Genomic DNA, 18,193 nt, shown 5'->3' on the forward strand with positions numbered 1-18,193 from the left:
GAACCCCCGACGGCGGGAAGGCCGGACGTCAAGGTTTCGCCACGGACCACTGCGTCACCGGCATCGCCTGCCGCCACCCGGTGAACCCGCCCACGGGCACGGCGTGCGCGACCGCGAGGCGCGTCAGTTCGCCGCCATGACGGCGGTACCACTCCGTCAGCAGCGCCTCGGATTCGAGCGTGACCGTGTTCACGACCAGTCGGCCCCCCGGCGGAAGCCGGTCCCAGCAAGCCTCCAGCATCCCCGGCGCCGTGAGCCCCCCGCCGATGAAGACCGCATCGGGCGTCGGCAGCCCCGCCGCCAGGGCCGCCGGCGCGGCGCCCGTGACCACACGGAGCCCCGGCACCCCGAGCGCCTCCGCGTTGCGCGCGACACGCGCGGCCCGCACCGGATCGCGCTCGACACTGACGGCCCGGCAGGAGGGATGGGCGCGCATCCATTCGATGCCGATGGAGCCGGAGCCCCCGCCGACGTCCCAGAGGAGTTCACCGGGCGAGGGGGCGAGGGCGGCGAGCGTCACGGCCCGTACGTGCCGCTTCGTCAGCTGGCCGTCGTGGTCGAAGGCGTCGTCGGGCAGACCGGGGGTGAGGGGCAGCCGCGGGGCGCCGGGGTCACGTCGGCAGGTGACGGCGATGACGTTGAGCGGATCGCCGGCCGGGTGCGGCCAGTCGTCCGCCGTGCCCTCGACGCGGCGTTCACGATCGCCGCCGAGTTGTTCGAGGACGGTGAGCGCGCTCGGCCCGTAACCGCGCTCGCGCAGCAGCGCCGCGACCTCGGCGGGCGTGTCCGCGCCGGCGCTGAGCAGCAGCAGCCGGCGGCCGTCGTGGAGGGCCGCGGTGAGTGCCGCGAGCGGGCGGCCGACGAGGCTGAGGACCTCCGTGTCGTGCAGCGGCCAGCCGAGCCGGGCGCAGGCGTAGGAGGCGGAGGAGGGATGCGGGAGGACGTTCAGCCGCTCCTCGCCCACGATCTCGGCGAGGGTGCGGCCGATGCCGAAGAACATGGGGTCGCCGCTGGCGAGGACGCAGACGCGCCGTCCCTCGTGCGCGGCGAGCAGGCCGGGGACGGCGGGACGCAGGGGCGAGGGCCAGGCGACGTGTTCGCCCGCGCACTCCCCGGGCGGCAGCAGGCCGAGCTGGCGCGGGCCGCCGATGATCACCTCGGCGTGGCGCAGGGCCTCCCGGGAGGCGGGGGCGAGGCCGGGCCAGCCGTCCGCGCCGATGCCGACGACCGTCACGGGGGCTGGGGTCACAGGTGCTTACCTCACGGAGGCGGTGATCAGGGAGCACCGGAACTCTACTGACCCTCGGTGACGGGGGGCACGGCCGGGGATCTTGTTGCATAGACTATGCAATTACGAAGCTGTGCAATTACGAACCAGAAGCAGGAGGGTAGGACGTGGCGCGTTCGCCGGTGGTGCTGGGTATCGAGTCGTCCTGCGACGAGACCGGCGCCGGTCTCGTCCGGGACGGAAGGCTGCTGGGCCACGCGGTGGCGTCCAGCATGGACGAGCACGCGCGCTTCGGCGGCGTCGTGCCGGAGATCGCGGCCCGCGCCCATGTGCACGCCGCCGCGCCCGTGGTGCGGGCGGCGCTGGCCGACGCGGGGCTGGCCATGGGCGACATCGACGCGGTCGCGGTGACGACGGGCCCGGGGCTCTCCGGCGCCCTGCAGGTCGGGGTAGCGGCGGCGAAGGGCGTCGCCTACTCGCTGGGCGTGCCGCTCTACGGCGTCCACCACCTGGCCGGGCACGTGGCCGCCGACACCCTGGAGCACGGCCCGCTGCCGAACCCCTGCGTGGTGCTGATCGTCTCCGGGGGTCACACCTCGCTGCTGCTGGTCAGGGATCTGGCCCGCGACCCGATCGTCCATCTCGGCGACACGCTCGACGACGCGGCCGGCGAGTGCTTCGACAAGGTCGCGCGGGTCTTCGGGCTGCCGTACCCGGGCGGCCCGGCCGTCGACCGGGCGGCGCGCGGGGGCGACCCGCGCGCGGTCCCCTTCCCCCGGCCGCTGACCGGGCCGCGCGACGACCCGTACGCGTTCTCCTTCTCCGGGCTGAAGACGGCCGCCGCCCGCTGGGCCGAGCGGCACCGGCAGGCGGGTCTGCCGCTGCCCGTCGCGGACGGCGCGGCCTCACTCCAGGAGGCGATCGCCGATGTGCTCACCCGCAAGGCCGTCGCCGCGTGCGCCGAGCACGGGGTGGGCACGCTCGTCGTCGTCGGCGGCGTGGCCGCGAACTCCCGGGTGCGGGCGCTGGCGCAGTCGCGCTGCGATGCTGCGGGCATCGAGCTGCGCGTACCGCCGCTGCGGCTGTGCACCGACAACGGCGCGATGATCGCCGCCGTCGGCGATCTGCTGGTGCGGGCGGGGGCCGAGCCCGCACCGCTCGATGTGTCCGTCGACCCGTCCGCGCCCCTCACGTACGCGGCCCTGCACCCCGTGGCCCGGCCCGCCCGAGCCACCCGGTCCGCCCGGGCCGCCTGACCCGTCCGACCGCTGCCCGAGCCGCCCGACCCGTCCGGAGCCGCCCTGTGCGTACCGCCGACATCCGCAGCCGCTTCCTCGACTTCTTCGCCGGGCGCGGCCACACCGTCGTCCCCAGCGCGCCGCTGCCGACGCCCGACCCGACACTGCTGTTCGTCAACGCGGGCATGGTGCCCTTCAAGCCGTATCTGACGGGCGAGGCGACGCCGCCGTGGCCGCGCGCGACCAGTGTGCAGAAGTGCGTACGGACCCTCGACATCGAGGAGGTCGGCAAGACCACCCGGCACGGCTCGTTCTTCCAGATGAACGGCAACTTCTCCTTCGGGGACTACTTCAAGGAGGAGGCCATCGGCTACGCCTGGGAGCTGTCCACTTCCGAGAGCGGATTCGGTCTCGACCCCGACCGGATCTGGGTCACCGTCCACCACTCCGACGACGAGGCCGCGGCGATCTGGCGGCGCGTGGCCGCCCTGCCCGAGGAGCGGATCGTCCGGCGGGGCGACGAGGACAACTTCTGGTCCATGGGTGTCCCCGGGCCCTGCGGCCCCTGCTCGGAGCTCTACTACGACCGGGGTCCCGCCCTGGGCCGCGCGGGCGGCCCGGCCGTGGACGAGGACCGGTACATGGAGTTCTGGAACCTCGTCTTCATGCAGTACGAGCGCGGCGAGGGCACCGGGAAGACCGGCTATCCGGTCCTCGGCGAGCTGCCCCGCCGCAACATCGACACCGGCATGGGCCTGGAGCGCATGGCCACCCTCCTCCAGGGCGTCGACAACCTCTACGAGATCGACGAGACCCGGCCCGTCCTCGACCGCGCCGCCGAGCTCACCGGCGTGCGCTACGGCGCCGACCACCGGGCGGACGTCCGGCTGCGCGTCGTCGCCGACCACGTCCGCACGGCCCTGATGCTGCTGGCCGACGGCACCGCCCCCGGCAACGAGGGGCGCGGCTATGTGCTGCGGCGCGTCCTGCGCCGGGCCGTGCGCTCGGTACGGCTGCTGGGGTACCAGGACCCGGCGCTGCCGGAGCTGCTGCCCGCCGCCCGGGACTGCATGAAGCACAGCTATCCGGAGGTGGCCGAGGAGTTCGGCCGCATTTCCCAGCAGGCGTACGCGGAGGAGGACGCCTTCCGCGCCACCCTCCGGCAGGGCACGACCGTCCTCGACACGGCGGTCGCCGAGGTCAAGGCCGAGGGCGGCCGGCTGCTGCCGGGCCCCAAGGCGTTCCTGCTCCACGACACCTACGGCTTCCCCATCGACCTCACCCTGGAGATGGCCGAGGAACAGGGCGTCGAGGTCGACCGCGAGGGCTTCACCGCCCTGATGGCCGAGCAGCGCGAGCGCGCCCGCGCCGACGCCCGCGCCCGCAAGTCCGGCGGCGCGCTCGACACCTCGGCGCTGCGGGCGGTGCTGGAAGCGCACGGGCCGACGGACTGGCGGGCGTACGACACGCTGACGACGGACTCGACGGTACTGGCCCTGTCGGGCCCGTCCGGCCCGCTGACGTCGGTGCGCACCGGCGATATCGCCACGGCCGTCCTCGACCGCACCCCCTTCTACGCCGAGTCGGGCGGCCAGGACAGCGACGCGGGCGCGCTGACGGGCGCGTCGGTCGAGGCCGAGGTCCTCGACGTCCAGCGCCCCCTGCCGGGCCTGATCGTCCATCAGGTGCGGGTCACGGCGGGCGAGCTGGCGGTCGGCGACACCGTACGGGCCGCCGTGGACCCCGAGTGGCGGCTGGGCGCGCGGCAGGCGCACTCCGGCACCCACATCCTCCACGCGGCCCTGCGCCAGATCCTCGGCCCGACGGCCCTGCAGTCCGGCTCGTACAACCGGCCCGGCTACCTGCGCCTGGACTTCCCCTGGCGCGGCGCCCTCGGCCCGGCCGCGCGGAGCGAGGTCGAGGAGGCGGCGAACCGCGCGCTGCGCCGGGACCTGCCGGTGGACGTGCGCTGGATGCCGCTGCCCGAGGCCAAGGAGATCGGCGCCCTCGCCCTCTTCGGCGAGACCTACGGCGAGCGGGTGCGGGTCGTGGAGATCGGCGGCCCGTGGTCGCGCGAGCTGTGCGGCGGCACCCATGTGGAGCACGCCTCGCAGGTCGGGGTCGTGGCCCTCACCGGCGAGTCCTCGGTGGGCGCGGGCATGCGCCGACTGGAGGCGGCGGTCGGCTTCGAGGGCTTCGGGTACCTGGCCCGCGAGCGCGACCTGGTGACGCGGCTGGCGGAGCAGCTCCAGGCGCCGCGCGCGCAACTGCCCGAGCGCGTCGCGGTGTTGCTGGACCGGCTGAAGGCCGCCGACCAGCGGGCGGAGGAACTGCGGCGGCGCGCCGCGCTGGAGCGCGCGGCGGAGCTGGCGGGCGCGGCGACCGATGCCGATGGCACGCTCGTGGTCACGGCGACGACGGACGCCGACGCGCGCGCCCTGGCCCTGGCCGTCCGCGACCGGCTGCCGGAGGGACGGCGGGGCGTGGTGGCGATCGGCGCGGCCACGGGCGACCGCACGGTCGTGACGATCGCGCTGAACCGGGCGGCGACGGCCGCGGGCCTGTCGGCCGCCACGCTGGTGAAGTCCCTCCTCGGCGGCCGGGGCGGCGGCACGGCGGAGGTGGCCCAGGGCGGCGGCGTCCCGGCGGAGTCGCTGCGGGCGACGCTCGACGGGGTGCGGGCGCTGCTGGCGGGTCAGGGCTGAGGCCCGCCGCCGGGCCCGGTGGGCGCCCCGAGGCGCGCGCCGGCCCTGGTGGGCGCCGGACGGGCCGCCGATGCCCCCGTGGGGGCGCCGTCGGCACTTCTCCGGGCCGACGGCGGATTTCTAGACTTGCCGGCATGGCTTCCGGGGGCTGGGGATGGTTCACGACCGTCGCGTCGATCCTGATCGGCCAGGCGACCGCGCTGACGATGGGCCTCATCAACAACCGGTCCACGACCAGGCGGGAGGCGCGGGCCAGGGCGGCCGAGCGGTACAAGGTGGTCGCGGAGCGCCGTGAGACGTTCGAGCTGGCCCAGCTCGTCGAGGTGAACACCCTGCTGAGGGACGCCATGGCGTCCCTCCACGCCTTCGTCTCCGCCCGGCGGCACTACAGTTCGCGCCTGCGCGAGGACCCGGCCGCCTCGCCGGAGACCTACCGGCAGCCGTTGCAGGACGCGTCCGACGCCGCGGACGCCGCTCTCGGCGCGCTGCGGTCCCGAACCGGCTTCATCCTGGCGGACGACGTGCGGGCGCTGGCCGACGCCGCGGAGAAGGCGCTGACGACGGCCGCGGCGGGCGTCCAGCGGGACGAAGCGGTCGACCCCGGCGCCCTGGGCGCCCGGGCCGACGCCGCGTACGAAGCGCTGGCCGCCCGGCTCCGGGACATCTACGCGACCCGGGAGTCGGCGGGCGGTCCGGGAATATAGGTAAGGAAACGGTAAAAACGGCTGGTAGTGTCGTTGATTCACTGATTCGACCTGCCTGAAGGACTTTGCATGAGCGTGCCCGCTCCGCCCGGCGACCAGAATCCTGTGGACCGGACTCCTGCGGACCCGACCCCCGTGGACCAGACTCCCGTGGACCAGGTGCCGGCCGGCCAGAACCCGTGGGGCCCCCGGCCGACGGGGCCGGCCACTCCGTACTGGCCGCCGTCGCCGTCGCCGTACCCGATACCGGTGCCGCAGCCCCGCAACGGCATGGGCGTCACGGCCCTGGTGCTCGGCATCATCGGCCTGGTCCTCAGTCTGGCCGTCATCCTGTTCTGGGTGTCCTGGCTGCCGGCCCTGCTGGCCGTGGTCTTCGGTTTCGTCGGGCTGAGCTACGCGCGCAAGGGGCTGGCGACCAACAGGCCGATGGCGCTGGCCGGGGTGATCCTGGGCGCGGCCGGTCTCCTGATCTCGGCCGGCACCGGCGTGCTCGCCGCGGTGGCGGTCAAGGAGGTCGCCGACGACAGGCGTGCGAGGGTCGCGAAAGAGAAGGAGTCCGCCGCCGCGGAGGAAGAGAAGCGGAAGGCGGAGGAGAAGGCCAGGCACTTGTCGTTCGGCCAGTCGTACACGTTCGAGAACGGCCTGAAGGTCACGGTGGCCAAGCCGCAGCCGTTCGCCCCGGACGACTTCGTACTCGGCCACGAGAAGGGGAACAAGGCCGTCGAGGTGACGATCACCGTCGTCAACACCGGCACGGAGCGACTCTCGGTCGAGACGGGGCTGCCCAGTGTCAACGACGCCACCGGGGCCTCCACGGAGCTGGTGATCGACGGAAGCGGACGCCAGAAGGTCATCACCGGCTACGTCCTGCCCGGCAAGGAAGCGGTCGGCAAGTACGCCTTCTCACTGCCGCCCGACGCGGCCGACAAGATCGAGGTCGAGTTCAGCCCCGACGCGAAGCGGTGGCCGGACGCCTACTGGTCCGGCCCCACCTCTTGAGCGAACCGCCTCCGCGGCGTCAGTGACCGGGGCGGTCCCGTCGCCGGCCGTACGGCGGCCGTCCCGGCACAGCCGGGACGGCCGCCGTGGGGCGGTCTACCAGTTCGCCTTGCGGTAGTCCTTCAGGAAGCACCCGTACAGGTCCTCCCCCTCCTCGCCGCGCACGACCGGGTCGTAGACCCGGGCCGCGCCGTCGACCAGGTCGAGGGGGGCGTGGAAGCCCTCCTCGGCCAGCCGCAGCTTGTCGTAGTGCGGGCGCTCGTCGGTGATCCAGCCGGTGTCGACCGAGGTCATGAGGATCTTGTCGGTCTCGAACATCTCCTGGCCGCTGGTCCGGGTCACCATGTTCATCGCGGCCTTGGCGGCGTTGGTGTTCGGGTGCCCCGCGCCCTTGTAGCCGCGGCTGAACACGCCCTCCATGGCGGAGACGTTGACGATGTACGCGCGACCGCTGGCCGCCCGCCGGGCCGCCTCGGCCATCGCCGGGCGCAGCGCGCTGATCAGGATGAACGGCGAGGTGTAGTTGCACAGCTGGGTTTCGAGCAGCTCCACCGGGGAGATCTGGTCGATGGTCTGCACCCAGGTGTTGGTCTCGACGACGTCCGGCAGCAGGCCGCCGGCGTCGATGGCGGTGCCGTCGAGGTGCCGTTCGAGGCTGGCGTTGCCCGCGACCAGGGCGAGGTCGGCGACCTTCTGGGCGTCCAGGCCGCTCGCGCCCAGCGGCAGCGCCGCCAGGCCGTCGACCGCGCCGGAGTTGAAGGCGCCGATGACGTGGTGGGCGGGCAGCTCGCCGGCGGGCAGCGGGGCGCCCTCGCCCTCGACCAGCGCGGCGTACGCGCTGGGCAGCCGGCGCACGGTCTGGGTGGCGTTGTTGATCAGGATGTCCAGCGGGCCGGCCTCGGCGACCTGCTCGGCGAGCGCGACGGCCTGGGCCGGGTCGCGCAGGTCGATGCCGACGACCTCCAGGCGGTGCATCCAGTCCGCCGAGTCCTCCATCGCCTTGAAACGGCGGATGGCGTCCTTGGGGAAGCGGGTGGTGATCGTGGTGTGGGCGCCGTCGCGCAGCAGCCGCAGCGCGATGTACATGCCGATCTTGGCCCGGCCGCCGGTGAGCAGCGCGCGCTTGCCCGTGAGGTCGGCGCGGGCGTCGCGCTTGGCGCGGTTCTCGGTCGCGCAGCTCGGGCAGAGCTGGTGGTAGAAGTAGTCGACCTCGACGTACCGCGTCTTGCAGACGTAGCAGGAGCGCGGGCGCTGGAGGATCCCGGCGATCCGGCCGGCCTCGGTGATCGAGGACGGCAGGATGCCCTCGGTCTCGTCGTCGATGCGGTCGGCGGAGCCGGTGGCGGTGGCCTCGGTGACCTTGCGGTCGTTGGCGGTCTTGGCCGCGCGGCGCTCCTGGCGGCGGCGCTGCTTCACCGTGCGGTAGACGCCGGAGGTGGCGCGCCGGACGGCGATCGCGTCGGGGTGGTCGACGGGCAGCCGGTCGAGCTCCTCGAGCACGCTCAGGAGGACGGCCATGCGCTCGGGGGCTATGCCCTCGCCGTACTCCACGGCATCCGTGATCTCCGGGAGATCGGTGATCGACAGGTGGCCTGCACCGTCGCGGTTCTCTTCAGTGACGGTCATGGCCGCTGTCGTATCCCAGTCCGCTTGTTCGACAAATCTTCCAGGAAACTGTACGTAGCCGAACGCGGCAGTGCCAAACCGCCTGCCGGGGGGCTTGCGACCGGGCCGTGCGCCGGGGCGTCGCCGACGGCGCCCCTCCCCTGCCCGGGCGCCGTCCGTCATACCGGGCCGGGCGGTCCGGCCACCGTCTCGAACTGCCGGGATCCCCACCCCCAACCGCCGTTCATCCCATACGACTTATTGATCTTTCTGGGTTAATTGCCAGCGTTGTCCAGCACATTTGCCCAATTCCCACCGAATCGGCAGTCACAATCGTCTCTCAACACCCCTTAGAAAGGTTGAGCCATGTCGCGTATCGCCAAGGCTGCCGTCCTGACCGCCGCCGTAGGCACCGCCGTGACCGGCATCGCCGGCGTCGCCACCGCGGACTCCGGCGCACAGGGAGCGGCCGTGGGCTCCCCCGGCGTCATCTCGGGCAACGTCATTCAGGTCCCGATCCACATCCCGATCAACCTCTGCGGGAACTCGATCGACATCATCGCCCTGCTGAACCCGACCTTCGGCAACGTCTGCGTGAACGGCTGATCACCGCCCCCCTTTCTGCGCGCGTCTCAGCCGGACCGCGCGCAGCGCCGGGGCCCGGGTCACAGTCAGCCGCCGGACCCGTCCCCCGCGCGTTCGTGGCGCCCATCTCCCTCCTGATGGGCGCCACTGCCGTGTCCGGACCCCGCCGGCACCGAGCCCTCGGTGCCGGCGGCGCCGGGCAGGTCGGGTATCTCCACGATCGGCGGCAGATCCGGGGTCAGCCGCGAGTGCTCTGACGTCATGGCGGTGCGCCTTCCCTCACGTCGGAAAGACCGGGTGGAACAACCGGGCGGGAACAGGGGGAACGGGGACCCCGGCGGAGTCAGGCGGCGGCGAGCAGTTGCCGGCGCAGCCGGTCGCAGGTGCGGCTGAGGATGCGGGAGATCTGCATCTGGGAGACGCCCAGGCGCGCCCCGATCTGCTTCTGGGTGAGATTGCCGAAGAAGCGCCAGTACAGGACGTACCGTTCGCGCTCGGGCAGCGCGTCCAGGAGGGGGCGCAGCGACTGCCGGTCGACGACCAGCTCCAGCGCCAGGTCGGCCCGGCCCAGGGTGTCGGCGAGGGGCAGTTCGTCGGTGCCGGCGATGGAATGGTCGAGCGAGAGCGTCTGGTGGACGCCGTCCGCGTCGAGCCCGCGCAGCACCTCCTCCTCCGACAGCCCGGTCTCGGCGGCGAGTTCGGCGGGGGTGACCCCGCTGCTCGAGCCCCGCTGTTCGAGCCGGGCGCGGGCGGCGCGGACGGCGGCCCGCAGCTCCTGGTCCCGGCGCGGGATGTGCAGGGACCACACATGGTCGCGGACGTGCCGTTTGAGTTCGCCGCTGATCGTGGGGATGGCGAAGGACTCGAAGGCGAAGCCGAGCCCCGGGTCGTAGCGGTCCACGGCGTGGACGAGGGCCAGCGCGGCCACCTGGCGCAGATCCGCCGGGCTCTCCCCGGACTTGCGGAAGCGCAGGCTGACGCGCTCGGCCATGGGCAGCCAGGCGGCGATCACGTCGTCCCGGAGCCGGTCGCGCTCGGGGCCCGCGGGGAGGGCCGCCAGCCGCCGGAAGGCGTCCTCGGTGCCGGGGGTGTCGGGGCGGCGTCCGCGGGGAGGGAGCTCGGTTTCGGCCATGGTCACACTTGTCCCCTCGCTCGTGCGTCAAGGAGTGCCTGCCGGCCGGGCGCCGCCGGGGGCGCGACCGCCCCAGGGGTCCGCCCGTGGCCGGGCCGGGTTCCGGGGGCCGGGCCGGCCGGTGTCGGCCACGGTTGTCCCAGCATGCCCCCGGCCCGCGCCACTCGCGACTCGGAGCTCCCTTTCCGTCACACAGAGCGAGACCCTGCCGGGGGCGCGCGGGGCGGCCACCCTCCGGCGCACCGCGCCCCGTTCGAGCACTCGGCCGGACGGGTGACGGCGCCCCGGTGACGGGCGTCACACTCATGGCGTCTTGACCGCCGATCCGTGCAATCGATTTCCTGTGGGCGCGAAATCGATTGCACGGATCGGTCGTACGGGTCGGGGAGGGACCGTGGCGAACATCAAGGACGTCGCCCGGCGGGCCGGGGTGTCCGCGGCCACCGTCTCCCGCGTCCTCAACGGCCGCTCCCCCGTCGCCGAGACGCGCGAGCGCGTCCTGGCCGCCGTCGAGGAGCTCGGCTACCGCCCCAACGTCGTCGCCCGCGCCCTGCGCACCGCCCGGACCCGCACCCTCGGGCTCGTCGTCAGCGATCTGCGCAACCCCTTCTTCACCGAACTCGCCGACGCCGTCGAACAGGAGGCCCGGCGGCTGGGCTACAGCCTGATCATCGGCAACGCGGGCGAGAGCCCCGAGCAGCAGGACGACTACATCCGCACCCTCCTGGACCGCCGCATCGACGGGCTGATGGTCAGCTCCGCCGGCACCGGCTCCCCCATGCTGGGCGAGGCGGCGGCCTCCGGCACCCCGCTCGTCCTGCTCGACCGCGCCGTCCCCGGCGTCGCCGCGCCCTGCGTCCGGGCCGAGGGCGGCGCCGCGCTCACCGAACTCGCCGCGCACCTGGCCGCGCTGGGCCGGCGCCGGCCCGCCGTGATCGTCGCCCCGGCGGGCACCCCGACCGGCGACGAACGGCTCAACCGGTTCCGTACGGCCCTGGCGGCGCACGGCATCGCCCTGCCGCCCACCCTCGTGGGGGCCTCGCCGGACCCGAGCCCCGCCGGGGGCCGGCAGGTGATGCGGCGGCTGCTGGAGACGGCCGAACCGCCGGACGCCGTGCTCGCCACCGACAATCTGATGGCGCTCGGCGCCCTGGACGAACTCCGGGCGCGCGGCCTGCGCGTCCCCGCCGACATGGCGCTCGTGGCCTTCGACGACGTGCCCTGGTTCGCCCACCTCGACCCGCCGCTCACGGCCGTCGCCCAGCCGACGGAGGCGCTCGGCCGGGCCGCCGTGCACACCCTGCTGGAACGGATCGCGGGGCGCCCGGCGGGCTCGGTCCTGCTGCCGGCCCGGCTCGTACGCCGCCGCTCCTGCGGCGAGTGACTCAATCCTTAGCCGGCCGAGAGGGGCGACACATGACCGGCGTCGACGGCGACGCACCGGACCGCCACCGGGAACTGCTGCGCGTGGAAGGCGTGGTGAAGACCTTCCCCGGTGTCCGCGCCCTCGACGGCGTGTCCTTGAGCGTGCGCGCGGGCGAGGTGCACGTACTGCTGGGCGAGAACGGCGCGGGCAAGAGCACGCTCATCAAACTGCTCGCCGGAGCCCACCGCCCGGACGCCGGCCGGATCCTGGCCGACGGCGAGGAGGTGACGATCCGCTCCGGGCGGGACGCCGAACGCCTCGGCATCGCCACCATCCACCAGGAGTTCACCCTCGTCCCCGGCCTCAGTGTCGCCGAGAACCTGTTCCTCGGCCGCCAGCCGCGCACCGCCCTCGGCCTGATCGACCGGCGCGCCCTGCGGACGCGGGCCGCGGCGCTGCTGCGCCGGGTCCGCCTCGACGTGCCGCCCACCACGCCCGTGGCCGCGCTCGGTGTCGCCCAGCGGCAGATGGTGGAGATCGCCAAGGCCCTGAGCCTGGACGCCCGCGTCCTGATCATGGACGAGCCGACGGCGGTGCTCACCGCCGAGGAGACCGGCACGCTCTTCGGCATCGTGCGCGAGCTGCGCGCCGAGGGGGTGGGCATCGTCTTCATCACCCACCACCTGGAGGAGATCACCGCCCTCGGCGACCGCGTGACCGTACTGCGCGACGGCCGCTCGGTGGCCGAGGTGCCCGCGTCGACGCCCGAGGACGAGCTCATCCGGCTGATGGTGGGCCGCGACATCACCGACCGCTACCCCCGCGAACGCCCGGGTGAGCCCGGCGCCCCACTGCTGCGCGTCCATGGGCTGACCAGGCGCGGGGCCTTCACGGACGTGAGCTTCGAGGTCCGGGCGGGCGAGGTCGTGGGCCTGGCCGGGCTGGTCGGCGCGGGCCGTACGGAGGTGGCGCGGGCGGTCTTCGGCGCGGACCGGTACGACGCCGGAACGGTCGAGGTCGACGGCGGGCGGCTGCCCCCGGGCGACGTCCGGGCGGCCATGCGGGCCGGGGCCGGGCTCGTCCCCGAGGACCGCAAGGGCCAGGGCCTGGTCCTCGGCGCCTCCCTGGACGACAACCTCACCCTGGCCCGGCTGGACCGCGACACCCGCCTGGGCCTGGTCGACCGGCTGGCCCGGCGACGCGCGGCGGCCGCCGTCGCCGACCGGCTGAAGGTGCGGCACAGCGGCCTGGACCGCGAGGCCCGCACCCTCTCGGGCGGCAACCAGCAGAAGATCGTCATCGGCAAGTGGCTGCTGGCCGGGGCCCGGCTGCTGATCCTCGACGAGCCCACGCGCGGCATCGACGTCGGCGCGAAGGTCGAGATCTACCGGCTCGTCAACGAACTGACGGCGGCGGGCCACGCCGTCCTGCTGATCTCCAGCGACCTGCCGGAGGTCCTGGGCATGAGCGACCGCGTGCTGGTGATGGCCCAGGGCCGGCTCGCCGGGGAACTCCCGGCCGCGACGGCGACGCAGGACGCGGTCATGGAACTGGCGCTCCGGCAGAACATCCAGGACGAGAACACGGACGAGAACGACGAGAACACGGACGAGAGCGCGATGGAGGGCTCCGATGTCGGCTGAGGTGCTTCGGGCGCCCGGGAAAACCGGTCAGTGGTTCACCCGGGCGGTGCTCCGCAACGGCCCCCTGGGCGGACTGCTCGCCCTGATCGCGACCATGACCCTCCTCTCCCGGGACTTCCTGAACGGGCAGAACCTCCTCAACGTCGGGGTGCAGGCGTCCGTCACGGCGATCCTGGCCTTCGGCCTGACGTTCGTGATCGTGTCGGCGGGCATCGACCTGTCCGTCGGCTCGGTGGCCGCGCTGTCGGCCACCGTCGTCGCCTGGGCCTCCACCGGCCACGGTCTGCCCGTGTGGCTGGCGCTGCCGCTCGGCCTCGCGGCGGGCGCGGTGGCGGGCCTGATCTCGGGCGCCCTGGTCGCGTACGGGAGGCTGCCCGCCTTCATCGCCACGCTCGCGATGCTGTCGGTCGCCCGCGGCCTCGCCCTGGTCGTCTCCGGCGGCTCCCCGATCGCCTTCCCGGCCCCGCTCGGCCACCTGGGCGACACCCTCGGCGGTTGGCTCCCGGTGCCCGTGGTGGTGATGGGGGCGGCCGGCCTGCTGACGGCGCTGATCCTGGGGCATACGTACACGGGCCGGGCGATGTTCGCGATCGGCGGCAACGAGGAGGCGGCCCGGCTGTCCGGCATCGCCGTCCGCCGCCGCAAGCTCACCGTCTACGCGCTGTCCGGGCTCTTCGCCGCCGTGGCCGGCGTCGTCCTGGCCGCCCGGCTCACGTCGGCCCAGCCCCAGGCGGCCGCGGGGTACGAACTGGACGCGATCGCCGCCGTGGTGATCGGCGGGGCGAGCCTGTCGGGCGGCTCCGGGAAGGCGTCCGGGACGCTCGTCGGCGCGCTGATCCTGGCGGTGCTGCGCAACGGCCTCAACCTGCTGAGCGTGTCGGCGTTCTGGCAGCAGGTGGCCACGGGCGCAGTGATCGCGGTGGCGGTGCTGCTGGACACGCTGCGCCGCAGGAGCGCGCGGTGAGGGGCCGCGAGAGCCGCCGGAAGGCCGTCCTCGTCGCGGCCGCGCTCCTCACGGCCACGACCCTGGCCGGCTGCGACAGGGGCGGGCACACGGACCTGGGCCTGGCCCTCTCCACGATGAACAACCCCTTCTTCGTGGGCATCAAGGAGGGCGCGCGGGCCGAGGCGAAGGCACGCGGCCTGAAGATCAACATCACGGACGCCCAGAACGACCCCGTGCAGCAGGTCAATCAGATGGAGACGTTCACCAGCCAGAACGTCAAGGCCGCCGTGATCAACCCGGTGGACTCCGACGCGGCCGTCCCGGCCGTGGGCGTGGCGAACCGGGCCCGGGTGCCGGTGATCTCCATCGACCGGGGCGTCAACGGCGGCAAGGTCGGCTCCACCATCGCCTCCGACAACGTCGAGGGCGGCCGCCAGGCGGCGAAGGCCCTCGCCGACGCGCTGGGAGGAAGGGGCAAGGTGGCGTTCCTGGAGGGGCTGCCCGGCACATCGGCGGCCCGGGAACGCGCCAAGGGCTTCGACGCGGGCATCAGGACCTACCCCGGCATCGAAGTCGTCGCCCGCCAGCCGGCCGACTTCGACCGCACCAAGGGCATGGACGTGATGGCCAATATGCTCCAGGCGCACCGGGACGTCACGGGGGTCTTCGCGGCCAACGACGAGATGGCGCTGGGCGCGGCGAAGGCCCTGGGCGCGGCGGCGGGCAGGAACGTCAGGATCGTGGCCTTCGACGGCACCCCGGACGGCGTCCGGGCCGTGCGCGCGGGGACGCTGACGGCGACGGTGGCCCAGCAGCCGAGGCTGCTGGGCAGGGCGGCGGTGGAGTGGGCGGTCAGGGCCGCGCACGGCGAACGGCTGCCGGACCGGGTGAAGATCCCGGTGGTGCTGGTGACCCGCGGGAACGCGGCGGACTTTGAATGACGGCGGACTTCGAATGACGGTGACGATATGAGCGACAGCCACAGCCACTCCTACGTCTACGACTACGACTACGACTACGACGTTCTGGTGATCGGCTCGGCCAACGCGGACCTGACCGTCCGCGTGGCCCGCCGCCCGGGCCCGGGCGAGACCGTCCTGGGCACCGACCTGGTGGAGTCCGCGGGCGGCAAGGGCGCCAACCAGGCAGCGGCGGCCGCCAGGCTCGGCGCCCGGACAGCACTGCTCGCCAGGGTCGGTGACGACGCGTTCGGGCAATTGCTGCTGGAGGCACAGCACGCGGCGGGCACGGAGCTGCGGCACGTGCTGGTGGAGAAGGGTGCCCGAACGGGCACCGCGATGATCGTCGTAGGACCGGACGGGGACAACACGATCGTGGTCTCCCCCGGCGCCAACGCCCGCCTCTCCCCCGCCGACGTACGGGCCGCGCGGGAGCTCGTGGCCGCCTCGACGGTGGTCTCGCTCCAGCTGGAGATCGCCCCGGAGACGGTCCGGACAGCGGTGGAGACGGCGGCCGAAGCCGGAACCCGGGTCGTCCTCAACCCTTCCCCGGCCCCGGAGACCCTGGACGCCCGCCTGCTCACGGCGGCCGACCCGCTGGTGGTCAACGAACACGAGGCCGGGCTCCTCTCGGGCCTGCCCGCCGGCACCCCGACGGACCAGGCCCACGCGCTGCGCGAGCGGGGCGCCCGTTCGGTGGTGATCACCCTGGGCGCGAAGGGCGCACTGGTCCTGGACACGGGGGCACCCGTCCACGTCCCGGGCGTCAAGGTCGAAGCGGTGGACACCACGGGCGCGGGCGACGCCTTCACCGGCGCCCTGGCCCTGCGTCTGGCCCGGGGCGCGACCCTGGAGGACGCGGCCCGCTTCGCGGTCCGGGTGGGCGCGGCGTCGGTGACGCGCCCGGGCGCGCAGCCGTCGTACCCGACGGCGGAGGAACTGGCGTAGGCGGCTGAGCGGCTTTGGCGAAGTCCGGTGCGGTTCGAGCGCCCCGAAGGGGCGCGGGGCAGTGTCGATACGCGGCTACCGCCGCGTGGGCGCGACCAGCCACGACGCACCAGCGGATGACGTACCGGACTTCCAGCGGAGCGCTTAGGCCCGCCGCCCCTGACGCGGCACCAGGTCGACCGCCCCCGGCCCCTCCGCCTCGCACTCCGCCAGTGCCACGATCTCCGCCGAGGCCCTGCCCACCCCCGTGGCCGTGCCGAGCCGCAGGAACGCGACGCGGGCCGCCGTGAGGTGCCGCCCCGCGCGCGTCGTGCGCCGGAGCATCCGGCACAGCCGGCCGAGCGCCAGGGAGCCCTCGGCGACCAGCGGCAGATCGCCGAGCGCCTCCCCGACGCCCAGCGCGTCCGCGAACGCCCCCTCCGCCTCGTCGAAGAGCCCGTCCGCCAGCAGCGTCTCCCCGACGTCGAGCAGCGCCCGCGCGGCCGCCGCGCGCCGGATGTGGAGCCGGGCGGCCTCGCCCTCGGTGACGCGTCCGCCCACCCCGTCCAGCGCCGGGCCGCGCCACAGGCCGAGGGCGCGGCGGTACAGCTCGCCCGCCGACTCGGACGCGTCCCGCCCGGCGGCCGAGGCAGCCGCGTCGACCAGGGCGTCGAAGTCGTCGACGTCGACACCGATGTGCGCGGTGCGCAGCCGGTAGCCGGGCGAGGCGGCGACGATCAGCGGCTCCGTGTACCCGGCGGCGCGGAACGCCCTCCGCAACGCCTGGACGCACAGGGCGATCTGAGCACGCGCGGACAGCGGCGGCCGTTCGCCCCAGATCGCATCGGCGAGGGTACGGACGGAGACCACCCGCCCCCTGGCGAGAGCGAGCAGGGAAAGTACGACGCGCTGTCTGCGCCCGTCGACGGCCACGAGCCGCTCGCCGACCCCGGCGGAGACCGGCCCCAGCAGGGCGAGGGCGACGGGGGCGGCCTCGGGCGGGGCGGCCTGCGCCGCCCCGGTGGTCACGGTCGTCGTGCCGGTCACTGTGCCGGTGCTCATCGCTGTACCTGCCCCCGTGTGCGCGGCGTCGCCGCGTGCGTGCTCTGGTCCCCGCGCGGCCGGTGCCGGCGGGCTGTCCGTACGGACCGGTGCGCCGTCACCCGGCCCGGCGCTCGAGCTCGTTGGCGAAGCGCAGCCAGGAGGCGGCGCAGTGCCGGGCGGCCTGGGCCACCGTCTGCCGCCGGTGGGCGGGCACCGCCTCCAGGAGCCGGCGCCAGCGGTCGCCGCCCATGGCGTGGGCGTTGAGCAGGCGCAGCAGGATGCGGCCGCCGTCGGTGAGCCGGAGCGAGGGATCCATGTGGAGCCTCGACAGGGAGGACGAGCCGTCACCCGCCGCGGCGACGGCGACCGGCGTGGCCACGGCCACCGCCACCGCCGACGAGGCTTCCCTCGCGGGGGAAGTGACGACGTCCGTGCCCCGCCGCTCCGCGTCCCGCAGTTTCTTCGGTACCGGGTCCTGACCGAGCGCCAGTCGCAGCCGGACGTCACGCGCGGTGCCGACGGCGATGCCGGCGTCGTGGGCGATCTCCCTGAGGCTCGCCTCGGGCCGGGCGGCGATGAGTGCTCCGGCGCGGCGCCGGCCGTCCGCCGCGTTGAGCGGGCGGACCCGGCCGTCGCGGCCGGTGCGGGCCGTGGTGGGTGCGGCGGGGTGGCCGGTGCGGCGGCGCAGGGAGGCCACCGTGCTGGCGGCCAGGCCCGCCGCCGATGCGATCAGCCGGTCCGACCAGTGCGGATGGCTCCGGATGATGCGCTCGGCGGCGGCCGACCGGTCCGCCCGGGTGAGGGGAAGGCCACCCGGCCGGGTGTTCGCCCGGACCGCGTGGACGAACGCGTCCTCCTCGCTGCCCTCGAAGAACCGGACCGCGATCCGCTCATCCCCCCGTAGACGAGCGGCTCGCAGCCGGTGCATTCCGTCGACGACCCGCAGGGTGGCGCGGTGGACGACGATGGGCGGCAGGGGGCTGTCCAGCCGGGCGATGGCCTGGACGTGCCGGGGGTCCTCCCCCGCCAGCCGCGGTGACGCCGCGGGCAGCAGGGACGTGAGGGGGAGCACGACGGTGTGCCGCTGATCCGGCCCCGGAACCGTCACGAAA

14 protein-coding genes and 1 pseudogene are annotated in these 18,193 nt (G+C 74.3%); 9 read left to right on the forward strand and 6 right to left on the reverse strand.

What is annotated here, in order from left to right; translation table 11 throughout:
- Nucleotides 1–28: 28 nt before the first annotated feature.
- A complete protein-coding gene (gene cbiE / locus ACFYZR_RS17225) occupies nt 29–1,249 on the reverse strand; it encodes a precorrin-6y C5,15-methyltransferase (decarboxylating) subunit CbiE (RefSeq protein WP_391910957.1) in 1,221 nt (406 codons plus the stop codon).
- 161 nt (nt 1,250–1,410) lie between these two features.
- Here cbiE and tsaD point away from each other — a divergent pair, with 161 nt between their 5' ends.
- The 4 genes from tsaD (at nt 1,411) to ACFYZR_RS17245 (ending at nt 6,874) form a co-directional block, all read left to right on the forward strand.
- Nucleotides 1,411–2,484: a tRNA (adenosine(37)-N6)-threonylcarbamoyltransferase complex transferase subunit TsaD gene (gene tsaD / locus ACFYZR_RS17230; RefSeq protein WP_391911335.1), complete on the forward strand. Its 1,074-nt coding sequence runs from the start codon at nt 1,411–1,413 to the stop codon at nt 2,482–2,484.
- Between the two features lie 47 nt (nt 2,485–2,531).
- The gene (gene alaS / locus ACFYZR_RS17235) at nt 2,532–5,171 is read left to right on the forward strand and encodes an alanine--tRNA ligase (protein WP_391910959.1); all 2,640 of its coding nucleotides are present in this window, start codon (nt 2,532–2,534) and stop codon (nt 5,169–5,171) included.
- A 134-nt stretch (nt 5,172–5,305) separates the two neighbouring features.
- Complete coding sequence (locus tag ACFYZR_RS17240; protein ID WP_391910961.1) at nt 5,306–5,875, forward strand: hypothetical protein; 570 nt, start codon at nt 5,306–5,308, stop codon at nt 5,873–5,875.
- Between the two features lie 69 nt (nt 5,876–5,944).
- Nucleotides 5,945–6,874, forward strand: a complete 930-nt coding sequence (locus ACFYZR_RS17245; RefSeq protein WP_391910963.1) for a DUF4190 domain-containing protein — start codon at nt 5,945–5,947, stop codon at nt 6,872–6,874.
- A 96-nt stretch (nt 6,875–6,970) separates the two neighbouring features.
- Here ACFYZR_RS17245 and ACFYZR_RS17250 read toward each other — a convergent pair whose 3' ends face one another.
- Nucleotides 6,971–8,500, reverse strand: coding sequence for an SDR family NAD(P)-dependent oxidoreductase (locus tag ACFYZR_RS17250; protein ID WP_391910965.1), 1,530 nt, complete (start codon nt 8,498–8,500; stop codon nt 6,971–6,973).
- A 345-nt stretch (nt 8,501–8,845) separates the two neighbouring features.
- Between ACFYZR_RS17250 and ACFYZR_RS17255 the strand changes: the two genes are divergently transcribed.
- On the forward strand, nt 8,846–9,085 hold the full coding sequence (locus ACFYZR_RS17255) for a chaplin (protein ID WP_391910967.1): 240 nt from the start codon (nt 8,846–8,848) through the stop codon (nt 9,083–9,085).
- Nucleotides 9,086–9,150: 65 nt separating this feature from the next.
- Here the strand turns inward: ACFYZR_RS17255 and ACFYZR_RS17260 are convergent, their stop codons facing one another.
- Both ACFYZR_RS17260 and ACFYZR_RS17265 read right to left on the reverse strand, forming a co-directional pair.
- Entirely contained in the window at nt 9,151–9,327 is a 177-nt protein-coding gene (locus ACFYZR_RS17260) for a hypothetical protein (RefSeq protein ID WP_361703778.1), read from the reverse strand.
- 80 nt (nt 9,328–9,407) lie between these two features.
- A complete protein-coding gene (locus ACFYZR_RS17265) occupies nt 9,408–10,196 on the reverse strand; it encodes a sigma-70 family RNA polymerase sigma factor (RefSeq protein WP_391911337.1) in 789 nt (262 codons plus the stop codon).
- A gap of 394 nt (nt 10,197–10,590) precedes the next feature.
- Here ACFYZR_RS17265 and ACFYZR_RS17270 point away from each other — a divergent pair, with 394 nt between their 5' ends.
- From ACFYZR_RS17270 to rbsK, 4 genes and pseudogenes are all read left to right on the forward strand, one after another.
- Nucleotides 10,591–11,580, forward strand: coding sequence for a LacI family DNA-binding transcriptional regulator (locus tag ACFYZR_RS17270; protein WP_391910970.1), 990 nt, complete (start codon nt 10,591–10,593; stop codon nt 11,578–11,580).
- Nucleotides 11,581–11,612: 32 nt separating this feature from the next.
- Nucleotides 11,613–13,205 carry a sugar ABC transporter ATP-binding protein gene (locus ACFYZR_RS17275; protein WP_391910972.1) on the forward strand — a complete coding sequence of 531 codons (1,593 nt, stop codon included), beginning with the start codon at nt 11,613–11,615 and terminating at the stop codon, nt 13,203–13,205.
- A pseudogene (locus ACFYZR_RS17280) lies at nt 13,195–15,092 on the forward strand (substrate-binding domain-containing protein). Before ACFYZR_RS17275 ends, ACFYZR_RS17280 begins: the two are co-directional and overlap by 11 nt.
- Nucleotides 15,093–15,119: 27 nt before the next feature.
- Nucleotides 15,120–16,058 (forward strand): ribokinase, encoded by a 939-nt coding sequence (gene rbsK, locus ACFYZR_RS17285; protein ID WP_391910974.1) that lies wholly within the window; start codon nt 15,120–15,122, stop codon nt 16,056–16,058.
- Between the two features lie 144 nt (nt 16,059–16,202).
- Here the strand turns inward: rbsK and ACFYZR_RS17290 are convergent, their stop codons facing one another.
- Both ACFYZR_RS17290 and ACFYZR_RS17295 read right to left on the reverse strand, forming a co-directional pair.
- On the reverse strand, nt 16,203–17,099 hold the full coding sequence (locus ACFYZR_RS17290) for a BTAD domain-containing putative transcriptional regulator (RefSeq protein ID WP_391910976.1): 897 nt from the start codon (nt 17,097–17,099) through the stop codon (nt 16,203–16,205).
- A 97-nt stretch (nt 17,100–17,196) separates the two neighbouring features.
- Nucleotides 17,197–18,189 carry a ParB/RepB/Spo0J family partition protein gene (locus ACFYZR_RS17295; protein WP_391910978.1) on the reverse strand — a complete coding sequence of 331 codons (993 nt, stop codon included), beginning with the start codon at nt 18,187–18,189 and terminating at the stop codon, nt 17,197–17,199.
- Nucleotides 18,190–18,193 lie beyond the last annotated feature (4 nt).

The sequence above is a fragment of the Streptomyces sp. NPDC001678 genome (assembly GCF_042892945.1).
Lineage (GTDB): Bacteria > Actinomycetota > Actinomycetes > Streptomycetales > Streptomycetaceae > Streptomyces.